The sequence below is a fragment of the Mucilaginibacter sp. genome, assembly GCF_964263795.1.
GTDB lineage: Bacteria > Bacteroidota > Bacteroidia > Sphingobacteriales > Sphingobacteriaceae > Mucilaginibacter.
Genome location: NZ_CAXVWK010000093.1, coordinates 27,326 through 43,875 on the forward strand (window position 1 = coordinate 27,326; position 16,550 = coordinate 43,875).

At 41.8% G+C, this 16,550-nt stretch carries 17 protein-coding genes and 1 tRNA gene; 10 read left to right on the top strand and 8 right to left on the bottom strand.

Translation table 11 applies throughout. From position 1 onward, the window contains the following. Positions 1 to 21 precede the first annotated feature (21 nt). The gene (locus ACE5CV_RS15250) at positions 22 to 537 is read left to right on the top strand and encodes a hypothetical protein (RefSeq protein WP_374951053.1); all 516 of its coding nucleotides are present in this window, start codon (positions 22 to 24) and stop codon (positions 535 to 537) included. Next, a complete protein-coding gene (locus ACE5CV_RS15255) occupies positions 530 to 1,504 on the top strand; it encodes a YqcC family protein (RefSeq protein ID WP_374951054.1) in 975 nt (324 codons plus the stop codon). Before ACE5CV_RS15250 ends, ACE5CV_RS15255 begins: the two co-directional genes overlap by 8 nt. Here the strand turns inward: ACE5CV_RS15255 and ACE5CV_RS15260 are convergent. Beyond that, complete coding sequence (locus tag ACE5CV_RS15260; protein ID WP_374951055.1) at positions 1,501 to 2,022, bottom strand: hypothetical protein; 522 nt, start codon at positions 2,020 to 2,022, stop codon at positions 1,501 to 1,503. The genes ACE5CV_RS15255 and ACE5CV_RS15260 overlap by 4 nt on opposite strands. Positions 2,023 to 2,462: 440 nt before the next feature. Between ACE5CV_RS15260 and ACE5CV_RS15265 the strand changes: the two genes are divergently transcribed. Beyond that, the gene (locus ACE5CV_RS15265; RefSeq protein WP_374951056.1) at positions 2,463 to 3,437 is read left to right on the top strand and encodes an RCC1 domain-containing protein; all 975 of its coding nucleotides are present in this window, start codon (positions 2,463 to 2,465) and stop codon (positions 3,435 to 3,437) included. A 189-nt stretch (positions 3,438 to 3,626) separates the two neighbouring features. Here the strand turns inward: ACE5CV_RS15265 and ACE5CV_RS15270 are convergent, their stop codons facing one another. Next, positions 3,627 to 4,232 (bottom strand): hypothetical protein, encoded by a 606-nt coding sequence (locus tag ACE5CV_RS15270; protein WP_374951057.1) that lies wholly within the window; start codon positions 4,230 to 4,232, stop codon positions 3,627 to 3,629. 349 nt (positions 4,233 to 4,581) lie between these two features. On the opposite strand from ACE5CV_RS15270, the gene ACE5CV_RS15275 reads away from it, so the two are divergent. Both ACE5CV_RS15275 and ACE5CV_RS15280 read left to right on the top strand, forming a co-directional pair. After that, complete coding sequence (locus tag ACE5CV_RS15275; RefSeq protein WP_374951058.1) at positions 4,582 to 5,514, top strand: hypothetical protein; 933 nt, start codon at positions 4,582 to 4,584, stop codon at positions 5,512 to 5,514. Next, on the top strand, positions 5,486 to 6,184 hold the full coding sequence (locus ACE5CV_RS15280) for a hypothetical protein (RefSeq protein ID WP_374951059.1): 699 nt from the start codon (positions 5,486 to 5,488) through the stop codon (positions 6,182 to 6,184). Before ACE5CV_RS15275 ends, ACE5CV_RS15280 begins: the two co-directional genes overlap by 29 nt. Positions 6,185 to 6,900: 716 nt before the next feature. Here ACE5CV_RS15280 and ACE5CV_RS15285 read toward each other — a convergent pair. Genes ACE5CV_RS15285 through ACE5CV_RS15295 form a run of 3 tightly spaced genes read right to left on the bottom strand, consistent with a single transcriptional unit; the run spans position 6,901 to position 8,345 of the window. Beyond that, on the bottom strand, positions 6,901 to 7,512 hold the full coding sequence (locus ACE5CV_RS15285) for a hypothetical protein (RefSeq protein WP_374951060.1): 612 nt from the start codon (positions 7,510 to 7,512) through the stop codon (positions 6,901 to 6,903). Between the two features lie 6 nt (positions 7,513 to 7,518). After that, positions 7,519 to 8,043: a hypothetical protein gene (locus ACE5CV_RS15290; protein WP_374951061.1), complete on the bottom strand. Its 525-nt coding sequence runs from the start codon at positions 8,041 to 8,043 to the stop codon at positions 7,519 to 7,521. A gap of 56 nt (positions 8,044 to 8,099) precedes the next feature. After that, positions 8,100 to 8,345, bottom strand: a complete 246-nt coding sequence (locus ACE5CV_RS15295; protein WP_374951062.1) for a hypothetical protein — start codon at positions 8,343 to 8,345, stop codon at positions 8,100 to 8,102. Between the two features lie 473 nt (positions 8,346 to 8,818). On the opposite strand from ACE5CV_RS15295, the gene ACE5CV_RS15300 reads away from it, so the two are divergent. Together ACE5CV_RS15300 and ACE5CV_RS15305 are read left to right on the top strand one after the other, a co-directional pair. Then, positions 8,819 to 9,091 carry a hypothetical protein gene (locus ACE5CV_RS15300; RefSeq protein ID WP_374951063.1) on the top strand — a complete coding sequence of 91 codons (273 nt, stop codon included), beginning with the start codon at positions 8,819 to 8,821 and terminating at the stop codon, positions 9,089 to 9,091. Positions 9,092 to 9,119: 28 nt separating this feature from the next. Beyond that, positions 9,120 to 9,545: a hypothetical protein gene (locus ACE5CV_RS15305; protein ID WP_374951064.1), complete on the top strand. Its 426-nt coding sequence runs from the start codon at positions 9,120 to 9,122 to the stop codon at positions 9,543 to 9,545. Positions 9,546 to 9,642: 97 nt separating this feature from the next. On the opposite strand, the gene ACE5CV_RS15310 is transcribed toward ACE5CV_RS15305, so the two are convergent. From ACE5CV_RS15310 to efp, 3 genes are all read right to left on the bottom strand, one after another. Beyond that, positions 9,643 to 9,716 (bottom strand) — tRNA-Ile (locus tag ACE5CV_RS15310). A gap of 115 nt (positions 9,717 to 9,831) precedes the next feature. Further along, the gene (locus ACE5CV_RS15315; RefSeq protein ID WP_374951065.1) at positions 9,832 to 10,152 is read right to left on the bottom strand and encodes a hypothetical protein; all 321 of its coding nucleotides are present in this window, start codon (positions 10,150 to 10,152) and stop codon (positions 9,832 to 9,834) included. Between the two features lie 155 nt (positions 10,153 to 10,307). Further along, the gene (efp, locus tag ACE5CV_RS15320) at positions 10,308 to 10,868 is read right to left on the bottom strand and encodes an elongation factor P (RefSeq protein WP_374951066.1); all 561 of its coding nucleotides are present in this window, start codon (positions 10,866 to 10,868) and stop codon (positions 10,308 to 10,310) included. 262 nt (positions 10,869 to 11,130) lie between these two features. On the opposite strand from efp, the gene ACE5CV_RS15325 reads away from it, so the two are divergent. Genes ACE5CV_RS15325 through ACE5CV_RS15335 form a run of 3 tightly spaced genes read left to right on the top strand, consistent with a single transcriptional unit; the run spans position 11,131 to position 16,380 of the window. After that, on the top strand, positions 11,131 to 14,325 hold the full coding sequence (locus tag ACE5CV_RS15325; RefSeq protein WP_374951067.1) for a carboxypeptidase regulatory-like domain-containing protein: 3,195 nt from the start codon (positions 11,131 to 11,133) through the stop codon (positions 14,323 to 14,325). Positions 14,326 to 14,339: 14 nt separating this feature from the next. Beyond that, the gene (locus ACE5CV_RS15330) at positions 14,340 to 15,476 is read left to right on the top strand and encodes an alpha/beta hydrolase-fold protein (RefSeq protein WP_374951068.1); all 1,137 of its coding nucleotides are present in this window, start codon (positions 14,340 to 14,342) and stop codon (positions 15,474 to 15,476) included. Between the two features lie 10 nt (positions 15,477 to 15,486). Next, positions 15,487 to 16,380, top strand: a complete 894-nt coding sequence (locus tag ACE5CV_RS15335) for a glycerophosphodiester phosphodiesterase family protein (protein WP_374951069.1) — start codon at positions 15,487 to 15,489, stop codon at positions 16,378 to 16,380. Positions 16,381 to 16,550: the final 170 nt, after the last annotated feature.

Genomic DNA, 16,550 nt, shown 5'->3' on the forward strand with positions numbered 1-16,550 from the left:
TATGGTTCAATTAAATTACACATGACTAAAGAATATTTTTTGCCACGAACAAGGTCTATCGTAATTGGCGTAGTTTTAATGCTTATGGGGCTATCGCCCGTATATTTTATCGCCTTGATTGATCACTCGCTTGAAGCTGGCCTTTCCTTTTTTATAAGCATGTTTACGGGCTTTCCTCAAATTATTTTAGGATTGATTTTTTCAGTCGTTCTGATAAGTGGGTTTATTTACCTATATAATTCAGGACGTATCCCAAGACTAAAGTTGGACGAAAAAGGCGTGTATTACCTACCCTGGGGCGAAGAAGTACCATCGAAATACCGGCCCTTGTTCACCTTGTTTTATTTAAAAGCTAAGTTGATGTTTATTCCTTATCGCGACATCAGCTTTGCAGAAAACATTAGTGATAAACTTTGGGGTGATGCTGTTGTTATCCAATTAAAGGATGGCAGTAACCGGCAAATCCGTACGGCACCGTTCACTTCTGCCGACAGGCAGGAAGTTGTTGCCCTCATCAATAGCAAAACGAATGGCTGAATCGAAGTTTAACTTAAAAGATAAGATCGTTTTCTTATTCTTTCCCTTGTCGTTTCGCCGCATGTATGCTCAAAGTGCGGGTGCATTGCTTGCAATCATTATACTATTTGTTTGGAGTAATATGAGCATTCGCGGCCAATTGCAAAGAAAACCAATCAGTGGCAAAATTACAGATATTAAAACAGGTAGTAAGGGCGGTTACGCGAGTGGTAAATACAGCGGGGCAAGTAGCTACTATCATATTCAAATAGCAGGTTACCGACGCAACTTTTTACTGGAAGACGCAAGCGTGTTTGAGAACTGGCAATTTAATGCGAATGATTTCAAGATAGGTGATATAGCAGCATTCAGGATAATGGCGGCGGATAAACCGAATTTGCAAAAGCCAACGGAATACCGGATGCAGCGTAACATATCCTGGCCGCAAGAAGCTTCCAGCACAAAGATCTACGGATTAACGATTAATGGTAAGAAAGTGCTGTCCATCGGGTCAACCGTCAGAGGGCAAAGCTATAACAGATGGTTTTGGCTCATGGTGCCCCTGCTGATTTATGCGACCCTTAACGTTTTTATGAAGACCGGCTTCAGGAACTGGACGAAAAAAGAAGAAGATAAAGATTTAAATAAAATGATTTCAGACATGCAAAATAATGAACTTTATAAAAGTGTTGAAGCTAAGACCTTAAGTATCGAAAACGAATTGATCAAATTAGGCGAATGGCGGCCAGTACCGCCTGATCCGGCAGTGTTTGTGGATATGGGCGCTTTTGGCAGTAACACAATGCCCTTCACTACCTGGCTGCAATTTGTGTTTATCCCGAATGTCAAAAAGATCATCAGCACGAAAGGGGTATTCCCGGAATCGTCATCGGTGGCTACTTACGCTTACAGAAATTTGGAGGAAGAGCGGTACGACCGGCTTAATGCTTTATTAAGCGAATTCGATTCGCTATTTAATAAAAGTTAACCGGCTAAAAACGCTATAGCTGTAATAAGAACGAATAGCAAAAAAGAGAAGATTACATCCTTAGTAAAAAACCAAAATCTTTTTTCTGTGGCCCCGGACGCCTCCAGCTCGGCCTTTAGTAAACCTACCTGAATTTCATTCAAGGCCATATCCTTTTTCATCATATCAATATTTGGAAATTTCCGGCCATCTTGTGAAGTTGCCGGGTATATGACGTACTGCCTTCCAACACATTGCAGGTACATAAGCGGAACATTATTTAACATCCTCTTGAATTGAAAATGCAGCACCTCAACGGGCTCATCGTCGATCCTCAAGCCGTTGAACCAGGTAAGTGTTTTGCGGCCCCAAACAAAATACATTAATGTAGCTAAAAGAATTACCGGGGCAGCCATGAAAGCTGCAGAATTGTTGCCAAAGTAATCGTTAATAGCGCGTGCACGTTCTGCAAGCTTTGGGTAACCGTTATGAGCTGCGATCTGGCAGAGAAAGACAAGGCTGAACATCCAGAAGATCATACAAAAAACTAAAAAAGCAGTACGTATGTTGCCGCATTTTAGGTGGACACTCGGCTCACTCTCACCTGCTATATAAGTTGATCGGTTATAAGGCATAAACAATAAACGTAATTGTTTAACCAAGGTTTCAGAAGTAATAGCTTTATATAGTAGGTGAGGTAATACCAGGATAGATCTACTTAATACTATTCAGCGGACAAACAAATGCCTATTTAATGTGGTTACAAGAGTCGATGTCTAAAACAGATAACAAACATCTTTTGTGCGCCAGGCGTCCACAGGTGGTATTCAATCTTTCAATATTGATTACTTTACTTTCTTTACTGATTTCATCTTCGTGTAAAAAGGAACGCCCGGGTAACATAAGCAATCCCGGAACCGAACCTCAGCCTGCAGCAGATGCCACATTTTTGCAAGTTTCTACCTCCGAGTTGAATACGATGGCAATCGATAATAAGAACGTGCTTTGGGTTACGGGCGACAATAGGGGCGCAGTTTCAGGGCTCGGTAATAAAAATAAGAATACCAGTTTTGTCCGCGTGGTCGATCAGGTGAAAGCCGTGTCAGTAAGCGACTCACGCTCCATGATCATTAAAAGCGATAATTCTGTATGGACAGCCGGCAGTAATGGCTTCGGAGAATTGGGTATCGGCAATGCCGTATCAAATGGAACCTTTGTAAAAGTTGCTGATGGGGCGGAACAAATTGAATCAGGCTCAGAAAATGGGTTTATTATTAAATCAGATCATTCGTTATGGGCAAGCGGCTTTAACCATTATCAAATTTTCCAATCTCTCTCCCTGGCAGATGTAAGCGATACTTATCAAAAGATCGCCGATAATGTTAAGGCGATATCTGCCGGACAAGCGCATTTGCTGATGCTAAAAACAGATGGAAGCTTATGGGCTTGCGGACAGAATGTAGATGGGCAACTCGGTATAGGTAGTAACACGGATCAAAGAGGATTTATGAAGGTAATGGATGGTGTTAAAGCCATCAAGGCCTGCAGTTACCATTCCCTGGTTATAAAAACCGATAACAGCTTGTGGTCAACGGGGCACAATGAGTTTGGTGAGTTGGGTATTGGTAATAGTGTTAATCAAAATCGTTTTGTAAGGGTCATGGACGGTGTTTCGGCAATAGCGGGCGGTCGGTTCTTTTCGATGGCTGTTAAAGCAGACGGCACCTTATGGGCATCGGGATATAATAACCAAACCTTTGGAATTACCGGACCTGACCAGAAAAACTTTATTAAAGTAGCGGATAATGTAACAGCTATCGCAGCGGCAGACTACCATTCATTAATGATAAAGAATGATAAAACGATGTGGGCTACCGGCAGTAATACTTACGGAGAGATAGGTGCCGGTTCAGAACGATCTTTAGATGTATTTGCGAAAGTAAAATTGCCCTAGCCGATCATTAAAGCGATTAAAGATTATGTCAAGGCAAACTTAAAAAACGGTGAACTTAAGCGTTAGCGCTCTTACAGTTCTGCCAGCACTGTCCTTTACGGCGATGCAGATAGTTTTATTTTCGACGCTTGTAAGCCATTATAAGGCATATACGTAGGTGGAATAAAATATTTTTCTGATAATTATTAACTACCATTGTTCCTTTACAAATCTTTCTAAAGATTCGGCATCCACTAACCTGTATTTTAAAGTGTATGCCAGTTTTTCGAGCGTAATGCTGTAATGATCGCTGTTGAAACGTTTAGATTTAGTCAACACCCGACCTTCCAAGTCACGAAAAACAAGTTTTTTACCGGAAGCATGGTAGGTTACCTCAATAGTATTCTTATCCGTAGATATCAATTCATAACCATGAGCAATGGGGCGTATTTCAATATACTCCGGGCTACGGTTATCAAACAGTGTCAGTATAAAACCAGTTGTCCGGAAATTGTTTACGTTTCTCGCAATGTCAACAATCCCTTTTTTTACCCGCACAGGCGTAACTTCGATACCGCTTTTTAGGCGGTCATTTACAAAAATATTTTTGTTGCTAATGGCCGTGAAGCTGGTCTCGGTATCTTCAACCATGCTGGCGGTAAGCAAGTCATTATAAACCTGAAATAGTCTTTTTCCGTTCAGGTAAAAATCAAAGATCAGCCAGATATTAGTGCGGGGATAAATAAAAAATCCGTTAAAAGGCTTACCGTTTTTCATGTCACCAATCAGGTAGGTATCTGTTGTGCTGTTGGGCATATTTTTAAAATACCGCTTAGTTATAGCAGAATAGGTTTCTCCATATAAGCGTGGCTTCCTGTTAAGTTGTTTGATCAGTTGATTCTGTTTATTATAACAGTGATAAGTGCGTACATAGCTTTTTGATAATTTAGGATCGAATACACACGTTATTTCACTCGGATGTGTGGTAAGTTGATTGCTAAAAGATAAATAAAGCTGGGTGGTATCTGGCTCCTGGGTCTGGACATAAAAGGGAAACAGGAAGAGCAGGACCAGATACTTCATGAACCTATAAGTTTCCGCACGGCTATTTGTTTGAAGCACTTATCAAAACCAATAGGTGTAAAGATGGTTATTATTGGCAACCATGGTAAGAACCTGCTTCAGCTTGTTACTTTTAATCTGCCTGATCAGCGAAAGCCTGGCCCAAACTACCGATAATTATTATGGCATCGTAATAACCAAAGTTACTACCGACGGATTATCGCCCGATACAACAAAGTTGCTGTATTGCAGAACTATTAGCGGAAATTTGCTCTCTGTTTATATTGTAAAGGACGGTAGAGTCTCTGCAGGTATTACTTACCGCATTAATGCCGTAAAAAATGGGCTTTACTTATATGCGCGTATCACGCGTTCGGGCGAGTTAACCGCGGACAGTTTGCGAATTGATTTCAGAGATAAGGAGTACGTTGTGTTAGTTAATCAGCATGACAAGTATATCCTAGTTCCAGACTACTACAAAACTTTTAAACAAGAGATCGAATCTAAACATACCATTATGGCCTTACTTGGCTTACTGAGTGATGCAATTGGTGATTACCCTATAGCAGATGCCCTGCCCTTATTGGAATTTACCCCGGAAGTTAAGAAACACATTAAATACGCAACTATAGTAACCCGGCGCAGCCAGGCCGAGATCTCGGACAACTGGACGTGCACTTACCTTTACAATAAAAAAAACAAGTTGATTGCTGTGAGTGCCGCCGACGGTAAGCTTGTACGATTTAGTAAAAAGATCAATTATGGAGGAGCATCGGTTCCGGCTTCCATAAATTGTTATCTAAATATTGAAGACAGGCAAGTAACCGAACGAAGCATCAAGTACCGTAACAATAGCGCTTTAATAGAATGGAAGGAGCATGTATTAGAAACCGGCAAAAACCGAGAGTCGGATATATCAACCACGTTTACCCGGCATGATCTGGGTATGCTCCGAAAAATTGACCTTTCCGATCAAAACATCTTAAACTTATTTAAACCCACTCATAATGGTTACATTAAAAAACATATTGATTAGCTTAAGCTTGTTAATGATTACGGCCTGCGGGCAAAGCTCCAAGGGGAATGCGCAAAAAAAAGATTCGACTAAAGTAGTTTACACTTTTACAGGTCCATTTGATCTTGCGAAACTATTGCTAAAAGAAAATTTACCGGAAATGATTCATTCCCAGGGAATAAGGCGCGAACTCAAAGACTCTATGGACGTTACCATGTTGAAATATGAGGTTTTCAAAACCAGCGACCCGAAAGCGCTCCGGTTTGCTGGCACAGATCTTTCGGGCACTTATGGTCAGCGCAAAAATTATGCTTTGTTTCATTATGCAGAAGATCAAAAAAATCTGATCTGTTACGAGTTGACGCTTTATGACCAAAAGCAGACTGATCAATTAATTGGACTGCTGGGTAAAGTGGGTACTTTGGTTTTTAAAATGACTCATTTGCCAAAAGGTACTATCGAAATTGATGTAGACGGCAACGAAGTGAAGCCGGAAAAAAGCGTAAGGCAAACCTATCGGGTCTGGGACAACAAGAAAACCGGTATTACTTATTACCTCAGCGAAGACGGAACAGGAAAAAAAATCACGACCAAACTTACAGCTTTGAAAAAGGCAACAAAATTCGGCAAAGACTGGATCTCCACCGGCCAATTAGATTGGTATAAGTATTCTGATTCTGAGCCGCTATAAGTTAATTGATAATACCTTTTGAAGTGAAAGGATTCTGTAGCTTATGATCGGTCGAACTCAATATAACCATCTTTAAACACAAGAGCGGCAACGCGGAAGTCAATGGCGACTTTTATCGAGCCTGGTGTAGGTAAAACAAGCCGGCTATTATATCGACCAAAATAAACCCATAAATAGAGGGGGCGTAATAACATGCTTACCGGAGCTGCCTTTTGTAATACTCAGATGCGCGCTGGCAATAAGCTGGGGCTATAAAGCCAAATGCCACCGATCGTCGTGGTTAAATAAGACGTAATTGCTGTATTGTAATTACTTTCAAGGTTCAATGTAACGAATGAAAGGACTATAACCGAGATTGCCAGAACTGTGCATGTCAGTTTTAGAGCGTTAAAGCTAATACTTATTGACGTGATCATGAGCTTCGACAAACCCCAAAAAATGAGTGCTGCAGGCACGGATAATATTCCGCCATATAAAAACATCCAACCATAAAATTTCATGATCTGAAAGTCTCCCTGACCTGTTATATAATACATTAGTAGCATGACTAACGGTGTCGTAACTACCGAAGTAAGCCAAATTTTTAAAGTATAGCTAAACATTATTCGATAGTTTAAAATAAAAATAAAAGTTCACAATCAATTTACCTTACATCTTAATCCCTCAATATATCATTACCTTGCCGCAAGATAAAACCAATCATACATCTTCGATTGTCATAAACAATATAGACTAAAACAACCGTAGTCAGTACGAACGCCCAAAGTCCGTTCATCAATGAATTTGATTTGCGCCGTTTTAACACAGTGATAAAGCGAAAACTCGTAGAGAAATGTTTTGGTAATAAAATCGAACACAAATGCATATGTGCGTTGTGTACAAACCAGTAGGCAATTGTTAGCATTAAGGCAGCAATCTGTTATATCTTGCGAATAATGCGGTAAAACAAGGCCCTCATATAAAATTTGGTTACCGGTTGCTATTTCATAAAAGTACAGCCGCGACGATCCATATATTTTATGAAGAATTATCTGGCTACTGTCTTTCGTCCATATCAGTTGTTCTACCCTACCAAAATCACCCTCCAATTGCTTCACCACCCTGTTATCAGCTGTACTCAATAGCGTTACTTTGCCTTCCTCATTATGCAGTGCCAACAACTGTCCATCTGGAGAAAGACTGGCACATAGGGGTATAGACCCTTTAATAATGGTTGCTTCTAAAGAAAATTCCGAGCGTTGACTATATGGTGCAGGGCTGATATAATAAAAGGGGTGGCTGGCGTAAGCCCATGTACCGGGGGCTAATGTTGCAAAGCTTGCGGGCATCTTTAATTAATGCGTAAGCTTATTAAATGTAGCTGTAGCAAAATTATACGAAAAGATATAGTGATCGAGATCAAGCAGCAATTGGTCGCTTTGCGTGTCGTATCCAATTTTCCAGGGCAAAAGCCCCGGTAAAGTAAGTACCTGGGCAGTGCCGCCATCTTGATCCACGCATACCAACTCGTCCTGTAAGCCCATTACTTTGCCATTGCCTCCGGGGCGGTATACAAAGATACCATGCGGCGTTGATACGAACGAGAGGCAACCGGTATAGCCTGCGCCAATATATACATGTAGGAGCGGATCGCCCGGTTGTGCGGTATCAGCTTTCATCACCGCGCCTTTTTTAAGAAGGTCCCACTCTTTTTTTACCAACTGCTGCACAGCTGTGGTGTCGTCTACAAATGTTTTACTGACTGACCGGGTTTTACCGCCGGTATTTGTTTCAATGATCAATACATTTCCATCACTATTTATCTTTGTAGTATTACCGGTTTGCCGGTCAATTAGCGAATGCTTTATAATAGCTTTCATTGTTTAATTATTCAGTTATCAGATAATTTATAATAAGACTTACCTGGAAAGCGGTTTCAAATCTCATTAGTGATACCTAAATGTTTTTTTAAAGCAACTGCTATAGCTAGCGCAAATTTATAATATTCGGGTCCTGGGTTTCGCCATGCAAAATCACCATTCGCTTCAAGCATCACCACTGCTCCATAGGTTTGTTGCAAATATATATCCTCTGGCTGGACTGTATAAATATTGCCCGCCTGATCTACTTTTGCTAAATAGATGCTATCGCCGATTGTGAAGGATATTTCAAAGTTTGCCATCAGAATTATTGAGCAAGCAATTTATGTCAAAAATTGTGAAACGGGCGACTTTGTGTTGAGCCATTGTTATAATTATGGTTTCATGAAAGGCAAGAGTTTTATCTGGCTCAATTTTCAGCATCTTTTCAGCATCCGTTTTATTGACCTTGTGTAAGTTACATGATAATGAATTGCCTCATAAAATCTTGTTTACATTTTATGCTGTAGCTATTTAAAAACATTTATGATTTGATTTGTTTGACAATACGTCGTTTGATACTACTAGTTTAGATAACGGGCAATAAAGCTTTTAAATCACAACCATGATCACATTACCTGAATTTTCATTTTGAAAATGTTGCTTATTATTTTGCTTAGGATTCGTCTCTTTGACTTCATGCGATCATTCGAAGCAGGGTACAAAGCAACACACACCAGCCGTAACTGCTCAGTCACCAACTGTGAAGCCTGAGGATGAAGTTATAAATCTAATCATGAATCTGGAAGAGGTAAAGCGCAAGACAGCCCAGGTAAAAAGATTGAGTAACGGAAAAAGAACACTGATGACCTATGTTGAAACTCCTCCTACCGGTAAGGATCCTAACTATTGGGTAAAGGTATCTGAAGACAACGGAGAAAGTTTGGTTGCTTACTACACCTTCGCTGTTGACGCAAAGACCCACCGCATTGCCTATTACGATGATATACACGATGCAACTATACCATTAGGGGAATGGCGCAAAACTGTAGCATTATCTGACCGATAGTGATATTGCAAAGAAAATAAATAGAATCGTGAATAAAATATTAACTATAGTGTTGTGCTTAATTACATTAGTCATAAAAGCACAACCACCTTCTCCAGGTAAAGGAGAGACTATGCTAAGGGGTTTTTACAGAGTTTATATTACTGCGTCGTCACAAGATGCTGACCTGGAAAAAATTGAACAAAAGCTGGCGACACTCAGAAAGAAGTATTGTACTACAGCTTGTTTAAAACAGTTTAAGATGCTGGTTAAACAAACCGATGCCGATCCCATCATCAAAGCGCAGGATATGGATTTGGGAGTGTTACAAACATTGTCCGTTAAACCTGATCGACAAAAGGCAAATCGTTATACGGTTAAATATTCTGACACCACAGACAGTCGTGAGACAACCACCATCTATGTTACCTTGAAACAAGAAAGTGGCTTATTGAAAATAGCTTATCTGGAATAATGTGTATTCGTAAGCACTTAAAAGGATCAGAATAAAACAAAATACCCTCTAAATCAGCGATTTAGAGGGTATTAATATCCGGGTAAACCGGCTTTTGTGCGCCCACCTGGGCTCGAACCAGGGACCAAAAGATTATGAGTCTTCTACTCTAACCAACTGAGCTATAGGCGCTGAAAATAGTAGTTATTTTCGAGGTTGCAAATATGGAAAATCGAAGCGGGATTTACAAAAAACATTTCAAATTTTCGCAACTCGGCATAAGCTGCTGTGCTACAGTAACTGACCTTTATGATAAAGCTTGGTTCTTTTTTAATAGTGGCAACACTACAAACTTTACAAGCAAGTGCGCTACTAATGATAACGAAATGGTAAACACCAATATCATTGCCTTTTTAAAGGGCGTATTAAAATAATCTAAGAACGACGAACTACCTGTACCGCTGTAAAGTAAGGCCATCAAAAAGATCATTCCGCCGGTAAGCCAAAGTGTTAAATGCGAATAAAAATAACGTCTTTGTGCAAGCTGTGCGTTGGGGAACGCCGTAAATAATAAGATGACGTGTGCTAAAAATAAAATTATAGCTGCTGCTATCAGTAAATATAACATATTTCAAACGTTAGTTAAAAAGTGCAATATCCAGAATTTTATAAAAATGACCGAAATTTATTTGAAAAATTTTGCACTTAAGGGCTGCTTTATCGCTTAAATAACAACGCCCGGGAAATCAAAGATCTGCCGGGCGTTGTTATTTTAATTGTTAATTATTTGGCACGTTCCAGGTATTCGCCGGTGCGCGTATCAACTTTTATTTTATCGCCTTGATTGATAAATAAAGGTACTTTTATTTCTACGCCATTTTCTGTAGTGGCGTTTTTAAGTGCACCAGATGAAGTATCTCCTTTTACAGCTGGCTCGGTATAAGTTACTTCAAGCTCTACGTTGTTTGGGGCTTGTGCCATTATTGGTTCTTCACTTTCAAACGATACAATAACATTCATGCCTTCTTTCAAAAATCTTACCGCAGGGCCGAATAGTGCTTTGGGGATGTTATGCTGCTCGTAGCTGGTGTTATCCATGATCACCATTGTATCGCCTTCTTCATACAGGTACTGATAGTCGCTGGTTTCCACACGGCAAATCTCTACCTGTTCGTCTGTAGCTAAACGTGCTTCAACAATTTTACCTGTTTTTATATTGCGGAATTTGTCCAGATAAAAAGCGCCGCCTTTGCCCGGCGTGCGGTGCAATACTTCGGTTACGGTAACCAGTTCGCCGTTGTATCGTAAAATATTTCCTACTTTAATTTCAGATGCCTTTGCCATAATTAAGTTTAATAATTGCTGCGAATATAAATTAAGTTGTTGTAAGGCCAATCAATCCATCACAATAAATTAACCGACTTTTTAGTATCTCAATTGCCAAATTAACGTGCACAAGTTGTAATTAAGATATTATTAATTGAACACGTTATTTAGCGCCGATGTGACCACTAAAATGGAATTTTCTTATTGAAATGATAATTTGTGTTTTGGGTTGCGTTAACAGGGCGGTTCTACTTTCGTGCAGAACTAAAAAATTTCATCCATGCTAAAAAATCTACGCAATTTAATGTCGATAGCATTGCTTTTAACGCTTTGCTTTGGCCGAACGGCAACCTTTGCCCAAACATCGCAAGCTGGTATCAGTGGTACCGTTACCGACAACAAAAAGGAAACTATCCCCGGCGCTACCGTACAGGTACGCAACGAATCTACAGGTTTTACAACCAACACGGTCACCAACCCTAAAGGTGAATACGTATTTAAGCAGCTGCCTTTAGGTGGGCCGTATACCATTACCATCTCATTTATTGGTTATGGTACACAAAAACGAAGCGGTTACACGCTTAACTTAAGTGATATTCTTAGGCTTGATGTACAGATGGCTGCCGCCACTAATGATTTAAAGGTGGTAGAGATCAACGCATCCAGCATGCAGAACAACATTCCAAACCTCGGTGCATCAACATCGGTAAACTCCCGTAACATCAGCAAGCTGCCGGTAAACGGCCGTAACTTTACATCGCTGGTCGATCTGTCTCCGTTGAGCAGGGGCGGGAGTATATCCGGACAGCTTGCAACCTCAACCAATTTTACTATTGATGGTATGACGGCAAAGAACGCAACGTTCGGCGGTACCGCCGGTACAGGCGCACCGTACTCTATTTCGATAGAGGCAGTACGCGAATTTAAGGTAGTAACCAACCAGTATGATGTTACATACGGACGCAGCGGCGGAGGTACCATCAACACGGCTACCAAGTCGGGCACAAACACGCTGTCGGGTAGTGCGTTTACATTTGTAAGGGCTGATGAACTGTCGTCACCTTACGATACGCGCGGTAACAAGCGTAATGTACCTTTCTCTACCTACCAATACGGTTTCTCATTAGGCGGGCCAATCATTAAGGATAAGGCACATTTTTTTGTAGCTTATGATCATCAGCGCGATGCAAGGCCGTTGCAGATTGCCGATATACAGGGGCCAACTGATGAGGCACGTTACAGCATTACCCAAACCACTTTGAACAGCTTTTTAGATATCGCCCGCGCTAAATATGGCTTGGCGAGCAGCCCGCAAACCGGATCATTTGATAAAAAAGAAAGCACAACGGCTATATATGCCCGTTTAGATTTCCAGCTGAACAAGAAGAATTTGTTAACCGTTAGTAACAACTACATTTATGATTTAAATAACCAGAACATAGGTGATAACACGGCTATTACCCTGTACGAAACCTATGGTACCAGCCGTAACAAAAGCAATAGTACCCTGGCAACTTTGCGGTCCACTATATCTCCACGTTTAACCAACGAGTTAAAAGTGCAGCAGTTATCTGCTTCGGTAGAGAGTATACAGGGCAGCCAGTTGCCTGCAGGCAATGCTACCATCCCGCGTGCCATTGTAGATAGGGTACAATCTACCATTGATGGTAAGAATGTTTTTACATCGTTGCAATTAGGCGGCCAGCGCTATGCGCCTGAATATTTCTTCAGCAATGTATCGCAATTAACCAATAACGTTTATTATAATACCGATAAGATCAACTTTACCTTCGGTACCGATTTGATGTATACGCATATGAATTCGCGTTACGGCAGCGAGGTAAACGGCAGGTTCTTTTACACCGGCATAGATGCCTTTAACAACCTGGCGCCTTATCGTTACGCCCGCGAGATCCCACTGGTGGAAGACCCAAGCGTTAGGCAAAACTTTATCAACACAGGCCTTTACGCCCAGATGCAAACCAAACTGGCGCCGGGTCTGGATATGATGGCCGGTATTCGTGCCGATTATACCAATTACCTGGATAAGCCAAACTTTAACCAGGTGGTATTTAATGATTTGGGTTTAAAAACAGATCATTCCCTAAATACTTTCCAAATTCAGCCAAGGGTACAATTTACCTGGGATATCGGCGAGCGCCAGAAGGATATCATCCGTTTAGGCGGCGGTATCTTTGGGTCGGATATACTTAACTATACCATGATCAACAACATGGTGTTTGATGGTACTAAACTGGCAGCAGTAGATATTACACGCGCGGCAACCGGCCCTAATTTGGTGCCAACGCCAAATTTCCCCGGCTATCGTGCAAATCCGTCAACATCTCCGGGTGCCGAGTTATTTAATGTTGCGGGTGTATCACGTTTATCAACTATCAACTTAAACCGCGAAAACGTGCGTATTCCGGTTGTTTATAAAGGTAATTTCTCTTACAACCGCTTCATAACCGATAAGTTAAGGTTGGGCTTAAGTGCTTACCTAAGCTTAGCGCGTAATAACTATATGTACACCGATGCCAACATGGTAGATCAGCCATACTTTAGGTTAGCTAATGAGGATAACAGGGGTGTATATGTGCCTGCAAGCAGCATCCCGACAACCAACGGTGCAGCCGACTGGACAAAAGGCCGCAAAACGCAAAATGTAGGCCGCGTATTAGCCTTAAATAGCGATGGTAAAGTAAACCAGTACGCATTCGTGTTCGACGGTACTTACCGCTATTTCCGCGACGGCGAGATCTCGTTTAGCTATACTTATAACGATACTAAAGACAACACCTCTTACAATGGTAACGTAGCCAATACTGCAACATTATCCTTACCGGTAAAAGATAACCCGCGTGATCTGAGCCAGGTAACGGCTTCTGATAACCAGTTCAGGAACAAGGTGGTATTTTATGGTACTCTGCCAACTTTTTACGGTTTTAGCTTAGGTTTCCGTTATTCAGGCATCGGCGGCTCACGCTATTCGCTGATTGTAGCAGGTAACGTTAACGGCGACTTTGTAGCCTCGAATGACCTGGCTTACATATTTAACCCGGCAGACCCAAGTGTGCCTGCGGCTATCCGCAACGGCATCCAGGCAATTTTAGACAATCCTGCCGCCAGCCAGAGCCTTAAAGACTATGTACGTAAGAGTATTGGCAAAGTTGCCGAGCGTAACGGTGGTGTCAATGGCTTTTACGGCCAGGTGGATATCCGCTTAGCTAAACGCATCAGAACGTTTACCAAAAAACAGTACATCGAGTTTTCCGGCGATCTGTTCAACGTAGTCAACTTACTTAACAAGAATAAAGGTGTAACCAAAAACCTGGGTACACAGAGTATTTATTCAATCGCGAGCTTTAACCCAACTACTAACACTTACAATTATAATGTTAACCCTACCGCGGGTGTTGTAGTACCTGGTGGCAACCCTTACCAGTTTCAGTTAGGTTTACGTTACGGATTTTAATTATTAAAAACGATATGATCAGATCAATCATAACGATCATGCTGTGCCTTGCCCTTACCGGGGTTAAGGCACAGTCTGTTCAGGCACCTGTGCCAAAAAACATTCATTCGCCGCAGGTTGATAAGGATGGTGGAGTTACCTTTCGGTTTCTGGCACCAAATGCCCAAAAAGTAATGCTGATAATGGACGATGGCAAACCCCGCCCAATGGCTAAGGATACTGCCGGCGTGTGGAGCTTTAAGGCAAACTTTGCACCCGATATTTATCGCTATACTTTTTCGGTAGATGGCAACGTATTGCCCGATCCTAACAACGCTGATATAAAACCCCTTTTTAAGCGCGCTTTGGCCCAAAGCCTTGTTCAGGTGCATGGCTCCGCCAATTTAAGCTGGGAACTGAAAGATGTGCCACACGGCGTGTTGAGTCAGCATTTTTTTAAATCGAAAATTGTAGGCGATGACAGGGATATGCGCGTTTATACACCACCCGGTTACGACCCCAAACGCAAGGAACCGTATCCGGTGCTGTATCTTTTCCATGGTTTAACAGACGAAACCAGCGCCTGGACAACTGCCGGCCGCGAGAATATTATATTGGATAACCTTATTGCCGAAGGCAAAGCTAAACCGATGATCATTATTAATACCCTGGGTTACGGCGCGCCTGAAATGTTTGATCCGGGTACGGGCCAGCGCACGCCTGCAGCCTATCGTAAAAATGAGGAATTATTTATGGCCTATTTATTCAAAGAGGCTATCCCAATGGTTGAAAGGCTTTACAACGTAGGCAAAACGAAAAAATACCGTGCTGTTTGCGGCCTTTCGATGGGCGGTGGGCAATCACTGGATGCCGGCCTCAATCATCCCGATGTGTTTGACTATGTAGGCTCTTTTAGCCCGGCAGTTATATTGCTTGATCCGGATTATACTAAGGCTTTCCCACAGCTTGATGAATCGGTAAATAAAAAACTGAAGCTGGTTTGGATCGGGATTGGGAAAGATGATTACCTGACACCGTCTGTACGGAAGTACGTAGACTGGCTGCACACCAAAAACGTTAAATTTGATTACAAAGAAACTGAAGGCGTACACAGTTACCAGGTTTGGCGCCGGTACCTTACTGAATTTGCACCTTTACTTTTTAAAAACTAAAACAAAAGAAATGAAAAAAATATTGATCGCGGCCCTTTGCCTTACTGCTCTGTCGGCATCTGCGCAGCAAAAATTAGATGTGCAGGGCCATCGCGGCGGCAGGGCGTTAATGCCCGAGAATACCATCCCGGCGATGCTGCATGCCATTGACCTGGGCGTGAAAACACTTGAACTGGATTGCGGGATCAGTAAAGATGGCAAGGTGGTCGTATCGCACGATAGCTATATGGCTGCTGACTTCATGCTGAAACCGGACGGCAGCGAAATAACAAAAGCCGAAGAAAAAGCTTTACTGTTGTACACAATGCCGTACGACAGCATCCGTAAGTATGACGCGGGCACTAAACCGCATCCACAGTTTGCAGCACAAAAGAAGATAAAAACCTACAAGCCGCTGCTAACCGAACTGATCGATAGCGTAGAGCGCTATATCAAACTGAAACATTTAAAACCGGTTTACTATAATATCGAGATCAAAAGCTCGCCTGCAGGGGATAATATAGCCCACCCGACCCCGGAGGCATTTGTAAAACTGGTGATGGATGTGTTGAATAATAAAAAGGTTGACAAACGTGTCACCATCCAATCGTTTGATTTGAGGCCGTTACAGGTGCTGCATACAGCTTATCCAAAACAGGTGCTGTCGTACCTTATTGGCAACAAAGAGAGCTTTGCCGATAATATAAAAAAGCTGGGCTTTACGCCACAGGTTATCAGCCCTTACTATACTATGATAGATGGCAACTTTGTTGAGCAGGCGCATGCGGCCAAACTAAAGGTTTTACCATGGACGGTTAACGACGAAGTATCTATGCAAAAAATGAGCGACCTGAAGGTAGACGGCATGATATCCGATTATCCGGACAAATTGGTAAGCCTGTTTGGCAGTTACCAAAAGCAATAAGATAGCTATTAATTTTTAATAGCAAGCCGCTTTAGTTATTCATTAAAGCGGCTTTTTGATTTTATGTAAACCATTTAAACACGTAATCATTGTACACCACCGCGGGCAGCTAACCGTTTAAATGATATAGATGTACCTTCAATTTACGGCCCGTCTACAGATGATAAAAG

What these genes read in the sequence shown, in the direction of transcription:
- ACE5CV_RS15285 (WP_374951060.1), bottom strand. Translation starts at nt 7,512, where the DNA reads ATGCCCGCAAGCTTTGCAACATTAGCCCCCGGTACATGGGCTTACGCC.
- efp (WP_374951066.1), bottom strand. Translation starts at nt 10,868, where the DNA reads ATGGCAAAGGCATCTGAAATTAAAGTAGGAAATATTTTACGATACAAC.
- ACE5CV_RS15270 (WP_374951057.1), bottom strand. Translation starts at nt 4,232, where the DNA reads ATGCCCAACAGCACAACAGATACCTACCTGATTGGTGACATGAAAAAC.
- ACE5CV_RS15315 (WP_374951065.1), bottom strand. Translation starts at nt 10,152, where the DNA reads ATGTTATATTTACTGATAGCAGCAGCTATAATTTTATTTTTAGCACAC.
- ACE5CV_RS15335 (WP_374951069.1), top strand. Translation starts at nt 15,487, where the DNA reads ATGAAAAAAATATTGATCGCGGCCCTTTGCCTTACTGCTCTGTCGGCA.
- ACE5CV_RS15330 (WP_374951068.1), top strand. Translation starts at nt 14,340, where the DNA reads ATGATCAGATCAATCATAACGATCATGCTGTGCCTTGCCCTTACCGGG.
- ACE5CV_RS15275 (WP_374951058.1), top strand. Translation starts at nt 4,582, where the DNA reads ATGGTAAGAACCTGCTTCAGCTTGTTACTTTTAATCTGCCTGATCAGC.
- ACE5CV_RS15280 (WP_374951059.1), top strand. Translation starts at nt 5,486, where the DNA reads ATGGTTACATTAAAAAACATATTGATTAGCTTAAGCTTGTTAATGATT.
- ACE5CV_RS15260 (WP_374951055.1), bottom strand. Translation starts at nt 2,022, where the DNA reads ATGATCTTCTGGATGTTCAGCCTTGTCTTTCTCTGCCAGATCGCAGCT.
- ACE5CV_RS15295 (WP_374951062.1), bottom strand. Translation starts at nt 8,345, where the DNA reads ATGGCAAACTTTGAAATATCCTTCACAATCGGCGATAGCATCTATTTA.
- ACE5CV_RS15255 (WP_374951054.1), top strand. Translation starts at nt 530, where the DNA reads ATGGCTGAATCGAAGTTTAACTTAAAAGATAAGATCGTTTTCTTATTC.
- ACE5CV_RS15300 (WP_374951063.1), top strand. Translation starts at nt 8,819, where the DNA reads ATGAATCTGGAAGAGGTAAAGCGCAAGACAGCCCAGGTAAAAAGATTG.
- ACE5CV_RS15290 (WP_374951061.1), bottom strand. Translation starts at nt 8,043, where the DNA reads ATGAAAGCTATTATAAAGCATTCGCTAATTGACCGGCAAACCGGTAAT.
- ACE5CV_RS15325 (WP_374951067.1), top strand. Translation starts at nt 11,131, where the DNA reads ATGCTAAAAAATCTACGCAATTTAATGTCGATAGCATTGCTTTTAACG.
- ACE5CV_RS15265 (WP_374951056.1), top strand. Translation starts at nt 2,463, where the DNA reads ATGGCAATCGATAATAAGAACGTGCTTTGGGTTACGGGCGACAATAGG.
- ACE5CV_RS15250 (WP_374951053.1), top strand. Translation starts at nt 22, where the DNA reads ATGACTAAAGAATATTTTTTGCCACGAACAAGGTCTATCGTAATTGGC.